We start from the raw sequence: 18701 nt of genomic DNA on the forward strand, positions 1-18701 counted from the left end.
CAGGGGCATGCGTACCCTCAGGCACCTCACGAACGCCGCCCTGGGCCTCGTACTGGCCCTGACCGTACTGGCCCTGGCCGCGTGCGGGCCGGACGGGCGGGTCGGGGACGCCGCCGCCCCGACCGGGCCGGCCCCGACGACGGCGCCGCTCCCCGACGCCCCGCTCACCGCGACCGTCTGGATCGTCGGTTCCGTCGCCGGGACCGCGGCCCCCGAGGGCCGGGCGGCCCGCTTCACCCTCACCCCCGACGGGCGGGCGAGCGGCACCCTCGGCTGCAACCGCTTCAGCGCCCCGGCGGCCGTCGACGGCCCCACCCTGACCCTGGGGCCGCTGACCACGACCCGGATGGCCTGCGAGGGCCCGGCGGGCGAGCTGGAACGGGCCCTGACCGCCCTCTTCGGGAGCGGTCCCCTCAGCTGGCGGATCCAGGGTCAGAATCTCACCCTCACGGCCACTGACGGTGACTCCCTGACCGCCGGGGCGGCCTCGTCCGCGGAGTGATCCGGCCACGCGGACGGCGCCTCGGCGCGGCGTCGGCTCGTACGAAGACACAGGGGTTCCGCGCCGGGGCCGGGCCGCGCCGCTGCCGGGCGGCCGCGGCCGGACCCACCGCACCGGAGACCGCCGCCCGGAGGAGCGAAATCATGAAAAGCGGGAAAGAGTTGCGACCGGGAGGAAGGGCGCCCGCCGGCGCTCGCGCCGTCAGCCGGATGCTTGTGCGGGTCGGCGCGCGGGGTGACCGTCCGGTCACTTAGGGGCCATGACGGCGCCTCGTCCGCCCGCCTTATTCGTAGCTCCGCACAAAGTGATCGGAACACCAGCCGGGGCCGTTCCGTCACCCTGTGTGCTGTGACATTTCCCGGCCGTCCCCAATTCGGACCAGTGGTCGATCTCGCCTACACTCGGTGGTGTGCCTCGTGGTGATGGACGACTCAACCACGACCTGCTCCCCGGCGAGAAGGGCCCCCAGGACGCTTGTGGCGTCTTCGGTGTCTGGGCTCCGGGTGAAGAGGTCGCCAAGCTCACCTACTTCGGACTGTATGCACTGCAGCACCGCGGACAAGAGTCCGCGGGAATCGCTGTGAGCAACGGTTCCCAGATCCTCGTCTTCAAGGACATGGGCCTCGTTTCCCAAGTCTTCGACGAAACCTCTCTCGGCTCGCTCCAGGGTCATATCGCGGTCGGTCACGCCCGCTACTCGACCACCGGTGCCTCCGTCTGGGAGAACGCTCAGCCCACCTTCAGGGCGACCGCCCACGGCTCGATCGCCCTGGGTCACAACGGCAACCTGGTGAACACCGCCGAGCTCGCCGAGATGGTCGCCGACCTCCCCCGTCAGGACGGCCGCGCCACCCAGGTGGCCGCCACCAACGACACCGACCTCGTCACCGCCCTCCTCGCCGGCCAGACCGACGACGAGGGCAGGCCCCTGACCATCGAGGAGTCGGCCGCCAAGGTCCTCCCCCAGGTCAAGGGCGCCTTCTCCCTGGTCTTCATGGACGAGGGAACCCTCTACACCGCCCGTGACCCGCAGGGCATCCGCCCGCTGGTCCTCGGCCGCCTGGAGCGCGGCTGGGTGGTCGCGAGCGAGACCGCCGCCCTCGACATCTGCGGAGCCAGCTTCGTCCGCGAGGTCGAGCCGGGCGAGCTCATCGCGATCGACGAGAACGGCCTGCGCACCTCGCGCTTCGCGGAAGCGAAGCCCAAGGGCTGTGTCTTCGAGTACGTCTACCTGGCGCGCCCGGACACCGACATCGCCGGCCGGAACGTCTACCTCTCGCGCGTCGAGATGGGCCGCCGCCTCGCCAAGGAGGCCCCGGTCGAGGCCGACCTGGTGATAGCGACGCCGGAATCCGGCACGCCCGCCGCCGTCGGATACGCCGAAGCCAGCGGGATCCCCTACGGCTCCGGCCTGGTCAAGAACGCCTACGTCGGCCGGACCTTCATCCAGCCCTCGCAGACGATCCGCCAGCTCGGCATCCGCCTCAAGCTCAACCCCCTCAAGGAAGTCATCCGGGGCAAGCGCCTCGTCGTCGTGGACGACTCGATCGTCCGCGGCAACACCCAGCGCGCCCTGGTGAAGATGCTCCGCGAGGCCGGCGCGGCCGAGGTCCACATCCGGATCTCCTCCCCGCCCGTGAAGTGGCCGTGCTTCTTCGGCATCGACTTCGCCACCCGCGCGGAGCTGATCGCCAACGGCATGACGGTCGACGAGATCGCCACGTCGCTGGGCGCGGACTCGCTCTCGTACATCTCGCTGGACGCGATGATCGAGGCGACCACCATCCAGAAGCCCAACCTCTGCCGTGCCTGCTTCGACGGCGAGTACCCCATGGAGCTGCCCGACCCGCAGCTGCTGGGCAAGCAGCTGCTGGAGACCGAGCTCGCGGGCGGCACCGACGCCGCCGACGCGCTCCGCCGCCCGTAGGACCGGCTGAAGCACCACCTGCGCCGGGCCCTGTCCTTCCAGCCCCGGAAGACCAGCACGTTCCCAGGGCCCCGCACCAACCGCAGTAACGACACGAAAGCTCTCTCCTGTCATGACAGAGAAGACCACCGGTGCCAGCTACGCAGCCGCAGGCGTGGACATCGAAGCGGGCGACCGCGCCGTCGAGCTGATGAAGGAGTGGGTGAAGAAGACGCAGCGCCCCGAGGTCCTCGGCGGCCTCGGCGGGTTCGCCGGCCTCTTCGACGCCTCCGCCCTCAAGCGTTACGAGCGCCCCCTGCTGGCCTCGGCCACCGACGGGGTGGGCACCAAGGTGGACATCGCCCGCCAGATGGGCGTGTACGACACCATCGGCCACGACCTGGTCGCCATGGTCATGGACGACATCGTCGTCTGCGGCGCCGAGCCGCTCTTCATGACGGACTACATCTGCGTCGGCAAGGTGCACCCCGAGCGTGTCGCCGCCATCGTCAAGGGCATCGCCGAGGGCTGCGTCCTCGCCGGCTGCGCCCTCGTCGGCGGCGAGACCGCCGAGCACCCCGGGCTGCTCGGCCCGGACGACTTCGACGTGGCGGGCGCGGGCACCGGTGTGGTCGAGTACGACCGGCTGCTGGGCGCGGATCGCATCCGTACGGGTGACGCCGTCATCGCGATGGCTTCGTCCGGCCTTCACTCGAACGGGTACTCGCTGGTCCGGCACGTCCTCTTCGACCGGGCGGGGATGTCCCTGGACCAGCACGTCGACGAGCTCGGGCGCACCCTCGGCGAGGAGCTGCTGGAGCCCACCAAGATCTACTCGCTGGACTGCCTGGCCCTCACCCGCACGGCCGAGGTCCACGCGTACTCGCACATCACGGGCGGCGGCCTCGCGGCCAACCTCGCCCGGGTCGTCCCCGACCACCTGCACGCCACGGTCGACCGCGGCACCTGGACCCCGGGCGCCGTCTTCGACCTGGTCGGCAAGGCCGGCAGCGTCGAGCAGCTGGAGCTGGAGAAGACCCTGAACATGGGCGTCGGCATGATGGCCGTGGTCCCGCAGGAGTCGGTGGACGTGGCCCTGACCGCCCTGGCCGACCGTGGCGTCGAGGCCTGGGTCGCCGGCGAGATCCTCGACCGGGGCGACCACGCCGAGGGCGCGGTCCTGACCGGCAGCTACGCGGTCTGAGCAGCACTGAAACCCGGTCCGGGGCAATGCCCCGGACCGGGTTTCGGCACGTATGGAACGAGTTCAGCGGCTGACTCAGCCCGCTGGTACGCACGCGGTGTGCAGAGGATCGTTGCGTCAAGCCCCGCGACGGTGCGCCGACGGACCGGACTGTTCGTCCTCGTCCTCGTCGTCATCGTTGTACAGATCCGCGTACTTGGCGTACGGGTCGTCGTCGTCCAGATCGTCATCGACTTCGACCGGCGCGCTGATAGGCAGCGGCTCTGTCTGCGATGCGCCCAGCTCATTGGCCAGACGCGAGAGGTCAGTCCCGCCGCTGTTGTACTTCAGCTGGCGGGCGACCTTTGTCTGCTTGGCCTTGGCCCGGCCGCGCCCCATGGCTCGACCCCCTCGGTGACGGGGCTCGACGGCCCCAGAGTCTGACACGCGTTCATGGTTCGGAGCGGGCTCTCCGTGGAGAGACCGTCCGTAGGGGTTTAACGGTACCTGCTTCCGCGGCCATACGGTACGCCGCCCGCATGACGCGCCTCTCCACAGAACCAGCGGGACACCCCGTACTCGCTGGTCAGCTGCGATTTTAACGCTTTCCCGGCCGCCGACCCGCCGAAGCGCAGTGAGTTCCGTCTCGCCGCGCCCCGGCGGGTCCCCGAAAGGGGCTACGCCTTGCGGGCGGCGGCGCGCAGGGCGAGGGCGTCGGCCATGCGCTGCTCGGCGATCCGGTCGGCGGCGGCGGCCGGCGGGATCCCATCGGCCTTCGCACGTGCGAATATGGCCAGGGTGGTGTCGAAGATCTTCGAGGCCTTCGCCTTGCACCGGTCGAAGTCGAAGCCGTGCAGCTCGTCGGCGACCTGGATGACCCCGCCCGCGTTGACCACGTAGTCCGGGGCGTAGAGGATCCCGCGGTCCGCGAGGTCCTTCTCCACGCCCGGGTGGGCGAGCTGGTTGTTCGCCGCGCCGCACACGACCGTGGCGGTCAGGACGGGGACGGAGTGGTCGTTCAGGGCGCCGCCGAGCGCGCAGGGGGCGTAGATGTCCAGGCCCTCCGTGCGGATCAGGGCCTCGGTGTCGGCCACGGCGCCGACCTTGCCGCCGGGGTGCTTGGCGAGGATCTCGCGGACCGACTCCTCGCGGACGTCCGTGATCACGACCTCGGCGCCGTCCTCCAGCAGGTGCTCCACCAGGTGGCGGCCGACCTTGCCGACGCCGGCGACGCCGACCTTGCGGCCGCGCAGGGTGGGGTCGCCCCACAGGTGCTGGGCGCTGGCGCGCATGCCCTGGAAGACGCCGTAGGCGGTGAGCACCGAGGAGTCGCCGGCGCCGCCGTTCTCGGGGGAGCGGCCGGTGGCCCAGCGGGTCTCGCGGGCGACGACGTCCATGTCCGCGACGTAGGTGCCGACGTCGCAGGCGGTGACGTAGCGGCCGCCGAGCGACTCCACGAACCGGCCGTAGGCCAGCAGGAGTTCCTCGGTCTTGAGGACGGCCGGGTCGCCGATGATCACGGCCTTGCCGCCGCCGAGGTCGAGGCCGGCGAGGGCGTTCTTGTACGACATGCCGCGCGAGAGGTTCAGCGCGTCGCGGACGGCTTCCTCGTCCGAGGCGTACGCGTGGAAGCGCGTGCCGCCGAGGGCGGGGCCCAGGGCGGTGGAGTGGATGGCGATGACGGCCTTGAGGCCCGTGGCACGGTCCTGGCACAGCACGACTTGCTCGTGGCCGCCCTGCTCCGAACGGAACAGGGTGTGCAGGACGCCGTCGGTCATTTCGGTCACGGTGGTGACTCCCATGGAAGAGATGCGGCGGAAAGTCGCCCGCCCTGCGGGTGGGGGAGGGCGCACTGGGAGCAGAGTAAGACCTGCGGCGTGCGGGGGTACCCCCTGTCCGGGGATCGGAACACTCCCGTGTTACCGCCGCCCCGGAGGTGAGCCGGACCGCCGGAAGGGGCAGGACGGGTGCGTGAGCCAATCCCCACGGCCCGGGCCGGCCGTCCCGTACGCCTCCTACCTGCGCGTGTACGAGCCCCTGACGGCGTTCACCGAGCCCGAGCGCACGCACTGGGCGGCGTACGCCCGGCGCGGCGGCGCGCCGACGGCCCAGGACGAACTACGGCGGTCCCTCGCGGATTTGGTACGGGTCCCCGTGGTGGGGGTCCCGGTGCACGAGAGCGGGGACGCCTTCACGGCGGAGCTGGACGGGGTGCTGCTGGTCTGCCCCTGGCGGACCCGGCTGCGCGGCTGGCTGGCGCTCCAGGAGCTGGTCGCCGACTTCCCGCGCCCGGTTTTGGACGCGGCGCTGCCGCCGGCGCAGCGGCGCCGGGCCGCGGAGGCGTACGCGGCCTGGCGCGAGCGGAACCCGGACGCGCGCCCGTGGATCCGTACCGGGGTGTGGCAGGTGCCCCTGCGCTGGTTCGTGCTGGTGGCCGACGAGGAGCGGGAGTACCTGCCGGGCGAGCGGCTGCGCTACCGGACGCCGATGGTCCAGGCCCGCAGGCGCCTGGCGCGGACGCTGCGGACCCTGCGGGCGGCGGAGGGGCGGGGGTACGGGCCGCTGGCGGACGGGCTGGTGGAAGTCGGCGGCTGGCTGGAGGAGTTCCATCCGCGGTCGATGGTCGAACTGGACTACGGCGGGCTGCTGCACGCGCTGCCGGCTGACGGCCTGGCGGGGGACCGGTCGGCCCGTGATCTGGCGGAGGGGATCGCGGCCCTGCGGGCGGGGGACCACGAGGGTGCCGCGCAGGTGTACGGGGAGCTGTCGCTCCGGTGGCGGGCGGTCAGGGAGAGGCTCTTCGCGAACTAGGTGGGCTCGGGGCCTTTCGGAACCCGGGGTCGGTGGGGATCATGTACGAATCCCGTTCGGCACCCGTTCGGACCCGTTCGGACCCCCCTCGTATCGCCCGTATCGGTTGTCATCGGCCGATCAGCCGCAATGCGCAGATCAGGGGTTCGATCACCGCATTAAGGTCTTAGTCCCAGGACCTACGTCCCGATACGGGCCATTGGCTCAAGCGTGACGGAACGCACTATCCACACCCTTGCGCCCTTCCCCTACCCTCGTGCCAAAATAGGACAAGGAGTCCGGGGAGGGTTCCTTCCGCCCAACTTTGGGCGGAATGCTCGGTATTGCACTCTATGGGGGGTCTGACGGCTCCTGATCGCTCTGTGACTGATCGTCACAGTGGGGTGACTGTCCGTTATGGGACGGTCCATCGGCTTCCGCCGCTGATGAACACCTCGGAGGGCAATTCCATCGGTTTGGCCGTCGAGGCTGGACGGATGGTGTAGTTGTAGTGCCGAGGACAAGCCGTTCGTCCTATAACCGACTCGGCCTGCGTATGTCCATTTCGGGCAACGCGGGCCAAGGTGCAGAATTTAGAGGAAAGAACCGAGATGGTTCGGTTCTCCCGAGGAGGCCGCTCATGACCGCTCGCACCCCTGATGCCGAGCCGCTGCTGACCCCGGCTGAGGTTGCCACGATGTTCCGCGTGGACCCGAAGACGGTCACCCGCTGGGCCAAGGCTGGCAAGCTCACGTCCATCCGCACCCTGGGTGGACACCGCCGTTACCGCGAGGCTGAGGTCCGCGCACTGCTCGCGGGAATTCCGCAGCAGCGCAGCGAGGCCTGAGGTCCCGCAGCACCACCGCATTAACGGGTACGTGTCGGATCCCCCAATCCGATGAAACCCACATGGCTTCATCGGCCGGGCCTGCCCCAACAGGCTCCATGCCGTTTGACCGCGCTGGACTCCGCCGGGTCCAGCGCGGTCTTTTTTCATGCTCCGGACCGGTGCGGGATCCCGTCGCGGGCGAGGCCGGCGGGGTGGGTGCCATTGCACATATTAAATCGAGCGGGCGTAGGGGTCCGATAAACGTACGGGTCTCGAAAACTCATAGGGTGACTCCCGTCACAGCTGATAACTCTTGTACATCCGGCAATGCACCTCGTAAAGGGAAGGTCCGGTACAGAGCGCCTCACACGTACGGGGGATTTTTCCGGCCCGGGCGGATGGGGCACCGGCCCCGCTGGGTGGCCGCTGGAGGGGCCGGGGCCGCGTTTCGGTGCCCGGAGCGCACGCGGGGGTGCCGGAGCCCTCAGGGGGCCGCTCAGAGGCGCGGCGGGTTTCGGGTGATCGCGCGGCGGGGAGCCGCCGGCGGAGCGGGCACCGTACGCGCGGACCGCACCCGGATACGCGTCAGGGCCCGCACCCCCGAGGGGGTACGGGCCCTGACGTTTCTGCGATCCTGACGGGACTTGAACCCGCGACCTCCACCTTGACAGGGTGGCGAGCTAACCAACTGCTCCACAGGACCTTGATTCGCGGCCGACTGGCGCGGCTGCGAAACAGACTGTACAGCAGCTCAGGGGGTGCGGTCGAACCGGATCACGGCGCCGCCGCGTCCACCGCCTTCACGATCCGCTTGTCGGAGATCGGGTACGCCGTCCCGAGCGCGTGCGCGAAGTAGCTGACCCGCAGTTCCTCGATCATCCAGCGGATCTCCGTGACCGCCTCCGGGACCGGCCGGCCCTTCGGCAGCTGCTCCAGCAGCCACAGGTACTCGTCCCGCATCTCGTGGACCTTCTCCATGCGCGTGGTGTCGCGCTGGACGCCCGTCGGCATCTGCTGCAGCCGCCGGTCGGCCGCCACCAGGTAGCGCATCAGGTCCGGCAGCCGCTTCAGCCCGGTCAGCGTGACGAAACCGGCCGGCATCAGCGCCGCCAGCTGCGCCTTCACGTCCGCGACGTTCGCCATCAGGGCCAGGCTGCCGGTGGCCTTCAGCCGCCGCTCGCAGGCCTGCCAGGCCGCCAGCACCTGCTGCACCTGGGCCACGGTCCGCACCGTCGTGTCCACCAGGTCGGCCCGGACGGCGTCGTGGAGCCGGCGGAAGCCCGCCTCGTCCCAGGCGGGACCGCCGTGGTCGGCGATGAGCTTGTCGGCCGCCGCCGTCGCGCAGTCGTCGAACAGCGCCTGGATGGAACCGTGCGGATTGCGCGACAGCGCCAGCTTCTGCTGGTTGGTCAGCTTGTCCGAGGCGAACTTCGCCGGATTCACCGGGATGTTCAGCAGGATCAGCCGCCGGGTGCCGAGCCACATCGCCTGCTGCTGCTCGGCCTCGGTGTCGAAGAGCCGTACGGAGACGCTCGTCCCCTCGTCCACCAGCGCCGGGTACGCCTTCACCGGCTGGCCGGCCCGGCGGGTCTCGAAGACCCGCACCAGGGTGCCGATCGTCCAGTCGGTCAGCCCGGTGCGCTCCAGCGACTCCCCGCCCGCCCGCTCGGCGGTGGCGGCCGCTGCCTTGGAGAGGGCCTGGCGGGCCTTCGGCTTCAGCTTCAGCCGCAGGGCCTCCAGGTCCTTGTCCTCGGCGAGGTTGCGGCGCCGCTCGTCGACGATCCGGAAAGTGATCTTCAGGTGGTCGGGGATCCGGCTGAGGTCGAAGTCCTCCGGCGACACCGGCACCCCCACCATCCGGTGCAGCTCGCGCGCCAGCGTCACGGGCAGCGGCTCCCGCATCGGATGCGCCGTCCGCAGGAAACGCGTCGCGAAGTTCGGCGCCGGCACGTAGTGCCGGCGGACCGGCTTCGGCAGCGAGCGGATCAGCTCCGTGACGACCTCCTCCCGCAGGCCCGGGATCTGCCAGTCGAAGCCCTCGTCGGTGACCTGGTTCAGCACCTGGAGCGGGATGTGGACGGTCACGCCGTCCGCGTCCGCGCCCGGCTCGAACTGGTACGTCACCCGGAACTTCAGCTGCCCCTGCCGCCAGGTGTCGGGATAGTCGGCCTTGGTGACCCCGGCCGCCTTCTCCGTCAGCAGCATCTCCCGCTCGAAGTCGAGGAGTTCGGGCTCCTCGCGCTTCTTGTGCTTCCACCAGGAGTCGAAGTGCGCCCCCGACACCACGTGCTCCGGGATCCGCTGGTCGTAGAAGTCGAACAGGGTCTCGTCGTCCACGACGATGTCCCGGCGCCGCGCCCGGTTCTCCAGCTCCTCGACCTCGGTCAGCAGCTTGCGGTTGTCCGCGTAGAACTTGTGGTGCGTGCGCCAGTCGCCCTCGACCAGCGCGTTGCGGATGAACAGCTCCCGCGACACCTCCGGGTCGATCCGGCCGTAATTGATCTTCCGCTGCGCCACGATCGGCACGCCGTACAGCGTGACCTTCTCGTAGGCCATCACGGCCGCCTGGTCCTTCTCCCAGTGCGGCTCGCTGTAGGTGCGCTTGATCAGGTGCTGCGCCAGCGGCTCCACCCACTCGGGCTCCACCTTGGCGTTCACCCGCGCCCACAGCCGCGAGGTCTCCACCAGCTCCGCGGACATCAGGAACTTCGGCTGCTTCTTGAACAGCGCCGAGCCCGGGAAGATCGCGAACTTGGCGGACCGGGCCCCCAGGTACTCGTTCTTGTCGGTGTCCTTGAGCCCGATGTGCGAGAGCAGACCGGCCAGCAGCGAGACGTGGATGCTCGTCTCGGGCGCGTCGGCCTCGTTGACGTGGATCCCCATGGTCTTGGCGACCGTGCGCAGCTGCGAGTAGATGTCCTGCCACTCCCGGATCCGCAGGAAGTTCAGGTACTCCTGCTTGCACATCCGGCGGAAGGCGGAGGAACCGCGCTCCTTCTGCTGCTCGCGCACGTAGCGCCACATGTTCAGGTAGGAGAGGAAGTCGCTCGTCTCGTCCTTGAACCGGGCGTGGTTCTGGTCCGCCTGCGTCTGCTTGTCCGAGGGCCGCTCGCGCGGGTCCTGGATGGACAGGGCCGCCGCGATGACCATGACCTCGCGCACGCAGTTGTTCTTGTCCGCCTCCACGACCATGCGGGCCAGCCGCGGGTCCACGGGCAGCTGGGAGAGCTGGCGGCCCAGCGGGGTGAGCCGCTTCTTCACGTCCTTCTGCGCCGGGTCCAGGGCGCCCAGCTCCTGGAGCAGCTGCACGCCGTCGCGGATGTTGCGGTGGTCCGGCGGGTCGATGAAGGGGAACTTCTCGATCTCCCCGAGCCCGGCCGCGGTCATCTGGAGGATGACGGATGCCAGGTTCGTCCGCAGGATCTCGGCGTCCGTGAACTCCGGACGGGCGTTGAAGTCGTCCTCGGAGTACAGCCGGACGCAGATGCCGTCGCTGGTGCGCCCGCAGCGGCCCTTGCGCTGGTTGGCGCTGGCCTGGCTGATCCGCTCGATCGGCAGCCGCTGCACCTTCGTGCGGTGGCTGTAGCGGGAGATGCGGGCCGTGCCCGGGTCGATCACGTACTTGATGCCCGGGACGGTCAGCGAGGTCTCGGCGACGTTCGTGGCCAGCACGATCCGCCGGCCGGTGTGTGGCTGGAAGACCCGGTGCTGCTCGGCGTGCGAGAGCCGGGCGTACAGCGGCAGCACCTCGGTGAAGCGCAGCTGCTTCTTGACCAGCGCGTCGGCGGTGTCGCGGATCTCCCGCTCACCGGAGAGGAACACCAGGATGTCGCCCGGCCCCTCGCCCTGCAGCTCGTCCACCGCGTCGCAGATCGCCGTGATCTGGTCCCGGTCGCTCTCCTCGCTGTCCTCCTCCAGCAGCGGGCGGTACCGCACCTCCACCGGATAGGTACGGCCGCTGACCTCGACGATCGGCGCGTCCCCGAAGTGCCGGGAGAACCGCTCCGGGTCGATGGTCGCCGAGGTGATGACCACCTTGAGGTCGGGACGCTTGGGCAGCAGCGTGGCCAGGTAGCCCAGCAGGAAGTCGATGTTCAGGGACCGCTCGTGCGCCTCGTCGATGATGATCGTGTCGTAGGCGCGCAGCTCCCTGTCCGTCTGGATCTCCGCGAGCAGGATGCCGTCCGTCATCAGCTTCACGAAGGTCGCGTCCGGGTCCACCTGGTCGGTGAAGCGGACCTTCCAGCCGACCGTCTGGCCGATCTCCGACTTCAGCTCCTCCGCGATGCGCTCCGCGACCGTACGGGCCGCGATCCGCCGGGGCTGGGTGTGCCCGATCATGCCCCGGACGCCGCGCCCCAGCTCCATGCAGATCTTGGGGATCTGCGTGGTCTTGCCGGAGCCGGTCTCGCCCGCGACGATCACGACCTGGTGGTCGCGTATCGCCTCGGCGATCTCGTCCTTCTTCTGGCTGACGGGCAGGTTCTCGGGATAGGTGACCTCCGGCATGCGCGAGGCGCGGCCGGCCAGTCGCGCGGCGGCCTTCTCGGCCTCCGCGGCGATCTCGTCGAGCACGGCCTGCCTGGCCTCGGGCTTGCGGATACGGCGGGCGCCCTCGAGGCGGCGGCCGAGGCGGTGCGCGTCCCGGAGGGAGATCTCTCCGAGAAGCGTCTGCAGGGCGGCGAAGGAAGTAGACATACCTGATCGAGGATCTCACCTGGGCCGGGCGGGTGGCGAACGCATTTGTGCCCCTCCCCGTACCATTTCGGGACGAGTCCCCCGGCCGTGCGAGTGAGAGGCAGCCCACCGTTGTCCCGCCGTCCTCCCCGCGCTCCGGCCGCCGCCCTGTTCGCGCTGGTCCTCGGCCTCCTCGCGGTCGCCCTCACGGGCCTCGCCCGCACCGCCGGCCCGCCCGCACCGCCGCCCGCGGGCGCCGAGGCCGCCGTGCGGCAGGACGCGGCCGCCGCGGTCCCGGTGGCGCACCCGGCCGGCGCCGCGGCGGGGCCGGTGCGGGAGACGGCGGCCGAGGGGCTCCCGGGGCGGGGGCCCGCCTGCGGCCCCGACTCCCCCGGCCACGGCCCGGCACCCGCCGTACCGCCCCGCGCCGGGCAGGACCACGCCGCGGTGCCCCCGGCGCGCCCCGCGCCCGAGGGGGAGCGGCCGGACCGGGGGGAGTGCGTACGGGTCCCCGTACGCGGGCCGGACCGGCCGGCGCCCTCGCCGGTGGAGCTGTCCGTGATGCGGGTCTAGAAGGAGCCGTACCACCGGTTCCCCTCATCACACGCAGCTCTGGAGCACCCCTATGTCCCGCTCGTCCCGCAAGCCCCTGCTGATCTCCGCCGGGGTCGCGCTCGCCACCGTCACCCTCGGGCTGGTCTCCTGGCAGGCCACCGCCCCCGAGGAGCGGTCCCGCGACACCGCCTCCGCCTCCGCGCCCCGCACCGACCCGGCCGCCGAGCTCAAGGCCCTGGCCCGCCGCGACGCCGGCGACAAGCTCGCGCTGGGCCGCGCCGACGCCCCCGTCGTCCTGATCGAGTACTCCGACTTCAAGTGCGGCTACTGCGGCAAGTTCGCCCGCGACACCGAACCCGAACTGGTGAAGAAGTACGTCGAGGACGGCACCCTGCGCATCGAGTGGCGCAACTTCCCGATCTTCGGCGCCGAGTCCGAGGCCGCGGCCAAGGCCGCCTGGGCCGCCGGCCGGCAGGACCGCTTCAAGGCCTTCCACGCCGCCGCGTACGCCGAGGACGCCAAGGCCAAGGGCTTCGGCGAGGAGCGCCTGACCGAGCTGGCCCGCGAGGCCGGGGTCCCGGACCTGGAGCGCTTCAAGCGGGACACGGCGGGCGAGGAGGCCGCCGCCGCCCTGCGCAGGGACCAGGAAGAGGGCTACCGCATCGGCGTCCGCTCCACCCCCTCCTTCCTGGTCAACGGGCAGCCCCTCGCCGGCGCCCAGCCCCTGGACGCCTTCGCGGCCGCCATCGCCAGGGCCGAGCGGGCAGCGGCCGGGCAGTGACCGGCATCGGATACCTGGCCGCCCTGCTCGGCGGTCTCCTCGCCCTGCTCAGCCCCTGTAGCGCCCTGCTGCTGCCCGCCTTCTTCGCGTACTCGATCGACTCCCGCTCACGGCTCCTGGCACGCACCGGGATCTTCTACGCGGGCCTCGCGAGCACCCTCGTACCGATGGGCGCGGCGGGCTCCTACGCGGGCCGCTTCTTCCACGGCAACCGCGACCTGCTCGTCCTCGCGGGCGGCTGGCTGATCATCGCGCTGGGCCTCGCCCAGATCCTGGGCCTCGGCTTCGCCCCGAAGCGGCTCTCGGAGCTGTCCGGCCGGATCCGCCCCACGACCGCCCTGTCGGTGTACGCCCTCGGCGCGGTCTACGGGCTGGCCGGCTTCTGCGCGGGCCCCATCCTAGGCAGCGTCCTGACCGTGGCCGCCGTCAGCGGCAGCCCGGTCTACGGCGGTCTGCTGCTGGCCGTGTACGCGCTGGGCATGGCGGTACCGCTGTTCGTGCTGGCCCTGCTGTGGGAGCGCTTCGACCTGGGCCGGCGGCGCTGGCTGCGCGGCCGGGCCGTCCGGCTGGGCCGCCTCGAACTGCACACGACCTCGCTGCTGTCCGGGCTGTTCTTCATCACCCTGGGCACGCTGTTCCTGGCCTACGACGGGACGAGCGCCCTGCCCGGGCTGCTGGACGTGGACGACTCGTACGCCGTCGAGCGCCGGGTGGGCGCCCTCGCGGACGCCGTACCGGACTGGGCGCTGCTCGCACTGGTCGGCGCGGGGGCGCTCGCCTTCGGGCTGGTCCGGTGGCGGCGGACGGCCCGCGCGGAGGAGCGGGAGGGGTAGAACGCGGAAGGCCCCGTCCGATGGACGGGGCCTTCCTGTTGTGGCTGGGGCCGGGGTCGAACCGGCGACCTATCGCTTTTCAGGCGATCGCTCGTACCAACTGAGCTACCCAGCCACGAGGCTGTTTCCAGCCTCAGCGATCCTGACGGGACTTGAACCCGCGACCTCCACCTTGACAGGGTGGCGAGCTAACCAACTGCTCCACAGGACCTGGTTTGTGCAAGAGCAAGTCTTGCACATGGTGTTGCGTACCCCCAACGGGATTCGAACCCGTGCTACCGCCTTGAAAGGGCGGCGTCCTGGGCCACTAGACGATGAGGGCTAAAGGCCCGCCGGGCACTTTTCAGCGCGTCGGGGACGTGAGAAGCATATGGGATCGGAGGAGCTATCGCCAAAACGGTTTCCCCCGGGGTAGCGGCGGCCCCCGCCGGAGCGACAATGGCCGGGTGCTGGAGATGACGCGCGAGGAGTTCGAGGAGCTCGTCGCAGAGGCCCTGGACCGCATTCCGCCGGAGCTGACGCGGCTGATGGACAACGTCGCGGTGTTCGTCGAGGACGAGCCCCCGGCCGATGATCCCGAGCTGCTCGGCCTGTACGAGGGGACACCGCTCACCGAGCGCGGCGAGTGGTACGCCGGAGTGCTCCCCGACCGCATCACCATCTACCGGAACCCCACACTGCGGATGTGCGAGGACCGGGAGAGCGTGGTCGCCGAGACGGAGGTGACGGTCGTGCACGAGATCGCCCACCACTTCGGCATCGACGACGAGCGGCTGCACGCCCTGGGTTACGGGTGACCCGGCCCGTCCCCGGCGCGGAGGCGATCGACCCCGATGTCGACCTCCACGTACCCGCCCAGCGCGCCGAACCGCAGGGCCGGGTGCTCGCCGCCGTCGCGGCGGGCGGGGCCGTGGGCGCCTCGGCGCGGTACGGGGCGGCCCTGCTGTGGCCGGCCGGGCCCGGGGCCTTCCCGTGGGCGACCTTCTGGACCAACGCCACGGGCTGCGCGCTGATCGGCGTACTCATGGTGCTGATCAGCGAGGGCGGGCGGAGCGCGCCGCACCCGCTGCTGCGGCCGTTCGCGGGGGTGGGCGTGCTCGGCGGGTTCACCACCTTCTCCGCCTACGCCGCGGACTTCTCCCGGCTGCTGGACGAGGGCGAGGCCGGGACCGCGCTGGCATACGCCGGGCTGACGGTGGCGGCGGCCCTGGGCGCGGTGTGGGCGGCGGCGTCGGTGACGCGGCTGGCGCTCGCGCGGAGGCACCGGTGAACTGGCTGCTGGTCGTGGCGGGCGCGGTCGTCGGGGCGCCGCTGCGGTACCTCACCGACCGGGCGGTGCAGGCGCGGCACGATTCCGTCTTCCCGTGGGGGACCTTCGTCGTCAACGCCGCCGCGTGCCTGCTGCTCGGGGTGGTGACCGGGGCGGCGCTGGCCGGGGCGGGCTCCTCGCAGGTGCGGCTGCTGCTCGGTACGGGGCTGTGCGGGGCGCTGAGCACCTATTCGACCTTCTCGTACGAGACCCTGCGGCTGGCCGAGCGCGGCCGGCGGTTCCTCGCCGCCGCGAACGTCGCCGCGTCGGTGCTGGTGGGGCTGGGCGCGGTGACGCTCGGCTCTCAGGTGGCGCGACAGCTGTTCGCGTAAGGGGCGTGTCTCTTACGGGGTAAAGGGAGTTGGGTTCATTGACCCGCTCATCGCGGACCCCGCCGCAGTGCTCCGGAGGTGCCCCCGTGCGCCCTTTGACCGCTTCCCTGTCCGCGTCCCTCAGACTGGCCGTCTCCGCCCTCGCGGTGGCGGCGACGGCCGGCTGCATGAGCGTCGGCGAGGACGCCGCCAAGCCCGGGCCCGCGGCTTCGGTCGGCGGCAAGGACACGGGCGGGCCCGCCGGGGCGGCCGGCGGCGGCCACGGTTCCGGGGTTCACGGCAGCGGGCGCGGCGTGAAGGACGGTACGGGGAACCAGGCGGCCAAGCCGGGTGAGCCCGGGAAGGCCCCCGGCGCGGCCGGGGCCTCGCCCAGCCCGGGGGCTCCCGCGAAGCCGGGGCAGCCCGCGCCGACGGCCGGTCCGGGCGGCGGCGCGGGCGGTCAGGGCGGCCAGGCGCCGTCCGGGGGCGGTACGGGGGCCGGCGGCTCGGGGTCCGCGGCGGGCGGCTCCGGTTCGGGCTCGGGGGCCGGCGGTGCGGGGTCGGCCGCCGGGGGCTCGGGATCCGGTTCGGCGTCGGGGGGTTCGGGCTCGGGGTCCGGGTCCGGCTCAGGCGGCTCCGGTTCGGGTGGGTCCGGTGGGTCGGGCGGGTCGGGTGGGACCAGCGGCGGCACCGGCCCGACCGCGGAGCCCTCGCCCACTGTGACGGAACCCACACCCACGCCGCCGTCCGATCCGGGTCCCGGGTCGAGCGTCGCGTAGGGGCGCTCTGCCCCGTTCCACGGGGTTCTGGGTGGTCCCTTCCGGGATTCGCGCAACTCGTCCCCGGAGCATCGCCGCAGGTCAGGGGCGATGTCCCGGGAGCGACTTGCCAGACCCCCGGTAGGGTGCGTATGGTTATAGATCGTTTGATCCCATTGCCCGGCGCCGAATCCGAAGAGCGCCGTGTGGCGCGTACTCTCCCTAGCCGTGGCTGACCGCATTGAGGCGGTCGATTTGCGATTCACGGAGTTTGGGCGCGTGCCGAGACTCCGGAAGGTTTCGCATTTCGCATGTCCATTTCCAGTTCTGACCGTTCCGTCATGCCCGAGAACGACTCCACCGAGATCGTCGACGCCGAGACCCTCGCGGTCACCGAGGCCATGGACGCCATCGAGCGCGACGAGATCATCGAGGCCCTCGAGGCCGACGTGGCGGATGTCGCCGACGTGACCGCCGAGGCGGACGCGGCCGACGCCGACGACGCCGAGCCCACCACCACCTTCGCGGACCTCGGTCTGCCCGAGGGCGTCGTGCGCAAGCTCGCCCAGAACGGCGTCACCTCCCCGTTCCCGATCCAGGCCGCGACCATCCCGGACGCCCTGGCCGGCAAGGACATCCTCGGCCGCGGCCGCACCGGCTCCGGCAAGACCCTCTCCTTCGGTCTGCCGACCCTGGCCCGCCTCGCCGGCGGCCACACCGAGAAGAAGAAGCCCCGCGCGATCATCCTCACGCCGACGCGTGAGCTCGCGATGCAGGTCGCGGACGCCCTCCAGCCCTACGGCGACGTCCTCGGCCTCAAGATGAAGGTCGTCTGCGGCGGTACCTCCATGGGCAACCAGATCTACGCCCTGGAGCGCGGTGTCGACGTCCTCGTCGCCACCCCGGGCCGCCTGCGCGACATCATCAACCGCGGCGCCTGCTCCCTGGAGAACGTCGAGGTCGCCGTCCTCGACGAGGCCGACCAGATGGCCGACCTGGGCTTCCTGCCCGAGGTCACCGAGCTGCTCGACCAGATCCCCGGCGGCGGCCAGCGCATGCTCTTCTCCGCCACCATGGAGAACGAGATCGGCACCCTGGTCAAGCGCTACCTGACCAACCCGGTCACGCACGAGGTCGACAGCGCCCAGGGCAACGTCACGACCATGACCCACCACGTCCTCGTCGTGAAGCCGAAGGACAAGGCGCCGGTCACGGCCGCCATCGCCGCCCGCAAGGGCCGCACCATCATCTTCGTCCGCACCCAGCTGGGCGCCGACCGCATCGCCGAGCAGCTCATCGAGGCCGGCGTGAAGGCCGACGCGCTGCACGGCGGCATGACGCAGGGCGCCCGTACCCGCGTCCTCGCCGACTTCAAGGACGGCTACGTCAACGCGCTCGTCGCCACCGACGTCGCCGCCCGCGGCATCCACGTCGACGGCATCGACCTGGTCCTGAACGTGGACCCGGCCGGCGACCACAAGGACTACCTGCACCGCTCGGGCCGTACCGCCCGTGCCGGCAAGTCCGGTGTCGTCGTCTCCCTGGCCCTGCCGCACCAGCGCCGCCAGATCTTCCGCCTGATGGAGGACGCGGGCGTCGACGCCTCGCGCCACATCGTCCAGGGCGCCGGCGCCTTCGACCCGGAGGTCGCCGAGATCACCGGTGCGCGCTCGCTCACCGAGGTCCAGGCCGACTCCGCGAACAACGCCGCCAAGCAGGCCGAGCGCGAGGTCGCCGACCTGACGAAGCAGCTGGAGCGCGCGACCCGTCGCGCCGCCGAGCTGCGCGAGGAGGCCGACCGTCTCGTCGCCCGCTCCGCCCGCGAGCGCGGTGAGGACCCGGAGGCCGCCGTCGCCGAGGTCGTCGAGGCCGCCGAGGCCGAGGTCGCCGCTGCCGTGGCGGCCGTCGCCGAGCCCGTCGTCCAGGAGCGCACCTTCGAGCGCCGTGACGACCGGGGCAACTACGAGCGCCGCGACAACCGCGGTGGCGACCGTGGCGGTGACCGTGGCGGCTTCCGCCGCGATGACCGTCCGTCGGGTGGCTTCCGCCGCGATGACCGTGGTGGCGACAACCGTGGTGGCGACCGTGGTGGTTTCCGTCGCGATGACCGTCCGTCCGGTGGTTTCAACCGTGACGACCGTGGTGGCGACCGTGGCGGCTTCCGCCGTGACGACCGTCCGTCGGGTGGCTTCCGCCGCGATGACCGTGGTGGCGACAACCGTGGTGGCGACCGTGGTGGTTTCCGTCGCGATGACCGTCCGTCCGGT

The 18701-nt window shown here is 71.4% G+C and carries 15 protein-coding genes and 4 tRNA genes; 12 read left to right on the plus strand and 7 right to left on the minus strand.

Annotation, left to right across the window (positions count from 1 at the left end; all coding sequences use genetic code 11):
• Window positions 1-7: 7 nt before the first annotated feature.
• The 3 genes from ACZ51S_RS10995 to purM all read left to right on the plus strand — a co-directional run bounded on the left by ACZ51S_RS10995 (window position 8) and on the right by purM (window position 3612).
• A complete protein-coding gene (locus tag ACZ51S_RS10995; protein WP_468479740.1) occupies window positions 8-502 on the plus strand; it encodes an META domain-containing protein in 495 nt (164 codons plus the stop codon).
• 409 nt (window positions 503-911) lie between these two features.
• A complete protein-coding gene (gene purF / locus ACZ51S_RS11000; protein ID WP_362582099.1) occupies window positions 912-2429 on the plus strand; it encodes an amidophosphoribosyltransferase in 1518 nt (505 codons plus the stop codon).
• A 112-nt stretch (window positions 2430-2541) separates the two neighbouring features.
• A complete protein-coding gene (purM, locus tag ACZ51S_RS11005; RefSeq protein ID WP_468960542.1) occupies window positions 2542-3612 on the plus strand; it encodes a phosphoribosylformylglycinamidine cyclo-ligase in 1071 nt (356 codons plus the stop codon).
• A 117-nt stretch (window positions 3613-3729) separates the two neighbouring features.
• Here the strand turns inward: purM and ACZ51S_RS11010 are convergent, their stop codons facing one another.
• Complete coding sequence (locus ACZ51S_RS11010) at window positions 3730-3990, minus strand: DUF3073 domain-containing protein (RefSeq protein ID WP_125602468.1); 261 nt, start codon at window positions 3988-3990, stop codon at window positions 3730-3732.
• 278 nt (window positions 3991-4268) lie between these two features.
• On the minus strand, window positions 4269-5393 hold the full coding sequence (locus ACZ51S_RS11015) for a Leu/Phe/Val dehydrogenase (RefSeq protein WP_468479738.1): 1125 nt from the start codon (window positions 5391-5393) through the stop codon (window positions 4269-4271).
• Window positions 5394-5562: 169 nt separating this feature from the next.
• Here ACZ51S_RS11015 and ACZ51S_RS11020 point away from each other — a divergent pair, with 169 nt between their 5' ends.
• Complete coding sequence (locus ACZ51S_RS11020; protein WP_468479737.1) at window positions 5563-6402, plus strand: DUF8083 family protein; 840 nt, start codon at window positions 5563-5565, stop codon at window positions 6400-6402.
• Between the two features lie 619 nt (window positions 6403-7021).
• Window positions 7022-7228 (plus strand): developmental transcriptional regulator BldC, encoded by a 207-nt coding sequence (bldC, locus tag ACZ51S_RS11025; protein WP_003949541.1) that lies wholly within the window; start codon window positions 7022-7024, stop codon window positions 7226-7228.
• 611 nt (window positions 7229-7839) lie between these two features.
• Here bldC and ACZ51S_RS11030 read toward each other — a convergent pair.
• Window positions 7840-7913: transfer RNA gene (locus tag ACZ51S_RS11030), tRNA-Asp, on the minus strand.
• A 71-nt stretch (window positions 7914-7984) separates the two neighbouring features.
• Complete coding sequence (hrpA, locus tag ACZ51S_RS11035) at window positions 7985-11908, minus strand: ATP-dependent RNA helicase HrpA (RefSeq protein WP_468479736.1); 3924 nt, start codon at window positions 11906-11908, stop codon at window positions 7985-7987.
• A gap of 111 nt (window positions 11909-12019) precedes the next feature.
• Here hrpA and ACZ51S_RS11040 point away from each other — a divergent pair, with 111 nt between their 5' ends.
• The 3 genes from ACZ51S_RS11040 to ACZ51S_RS11050 are packed head-to-tail and all read left to right on the plus strand — an operon-like array spanning window position 12020 to window position 14056.
• Window positions 12020-12460: a hypothetical protein gene (locus ACZ51S_RS11040; protein ID WP_468960544.1), complete on the plus strand. Its 441-nt coding sequence runs from the start codon at window positions 12020-12022 to the stop codon at window positions 12458-12460.
• 52 nt (window positions 12461-12512) lie between these two features.
• A complete protein-coding gene (locus tag ACZ51S_RS11045) occupies window positions 12513-13223 on the plus strand; it encodes a thioredoxin domain-containing protein (protein WP_468960546.1) in 711 nt (236 codons plus the stop codon).
• Window positions 13220-14056, plus strand: coding sequence for a cytochrome c biogenesis CcdA family protein (locus ACZ51S_RS11050; RefSeq protein WP_468479733.1), 837 nt, complete (start codon window positions 13220-13222; stop codon window positions 14054-14056). Before ACZ51S_RS11045 ends, ACZ51S_RS11050 begins: the two co-directional genes overlap by 4 nt.
• A gap of 41 nt (window positions 14057-14097) precedes the next feature.
• On the opposite strand, the gene ACZ51S_RS11055 is transcribed toward ACZ51S_RS11050, so the two are convergent.
• The 3 genes from ACZ51S_RS11055 to ACZ51S_RS11065 form a co-directional block, all read right to left on the minus strand.
• A tRNA-Phe gene (locus tag ACZ51S_RS11055) sits at window positions 14098-14171 on the minus strand.
• A gap of 22 nt (window positions 14172-14193) precedes the next feature.
• Window positions 14194-14267, minus strand: a tRNA-Asp gene (locus ACZ51S_RS11060).
• A 38-nt stretch (window positions 14268-14305) separates the two neighbouring features.
• A tRNA-Glu gene (locus ACZ51S_RS11065) sits at window positions 14306-14378 on the minus strand.
• Window positions 14379-14502: 124 nt separating this feature from the next.
• On the opposite strand from ACZ51S_RS11065, the gene ACZ51S_RS11070 reads away from it, so the two are divergent.
• The 4 genes from ACZ51S_RS11070 to ACZ51S_RS11085 all read left to right on the plus strand — a co-directional run.
• The gene (locus tag ACZ51S_RS11070) at window positions 14503-14853 is read left to right on the plus strand and encodes a metallopeptidase family protein (RefSeq protein WP_030225620.1); all 351 of its coding nucleotides are present in this window, start codon (window positions 14503-14505) and stop codon (window positions 14851-14853) included.
• On the plus strand, window positions 14850-15326 hold the full coding sequence (locus tag ACZ51S_RS11075) for a FluC/FEX family fluoride channel (RefSeq protein WP_468479732.1): 477 nt from the start codon (window positions 14850-14852) through the stop codon (window positions 15324-15326). Before ACZ51S_RS11070 ends, ACZ51S_RS11075 begins: the two co-directional genes overlap by 4 nt.
• Window positions 15323-15697, plus strand: a complete 375-nt coding sequence (gene crcB / locus ACZ51S_RS11080) for a fluoride efflux transporter CrcB (RefSeq protein WP_468479731.1) — start codon at window positions 15323-15325, stop codon at window positions 15695-15697. The genes ACZ51S_RS11075 and crcB overlap by 4 nt, the downstream gene beginning before the upstream one ends.
• 1048 nt (window positions 15698-16745) lie before the next feature.
• The coding region (locus tag ACZ51S_RS11085) for a DEAD/DEAH box helicase (protein WP_468960548.1) at window positions 16746-18701 on the plus strand (1956 nt) is incomplete at its 3' end.

It is taken from the genome of Streptomyces sp. NPDC034043 (genome assembly GCF_055575675.1).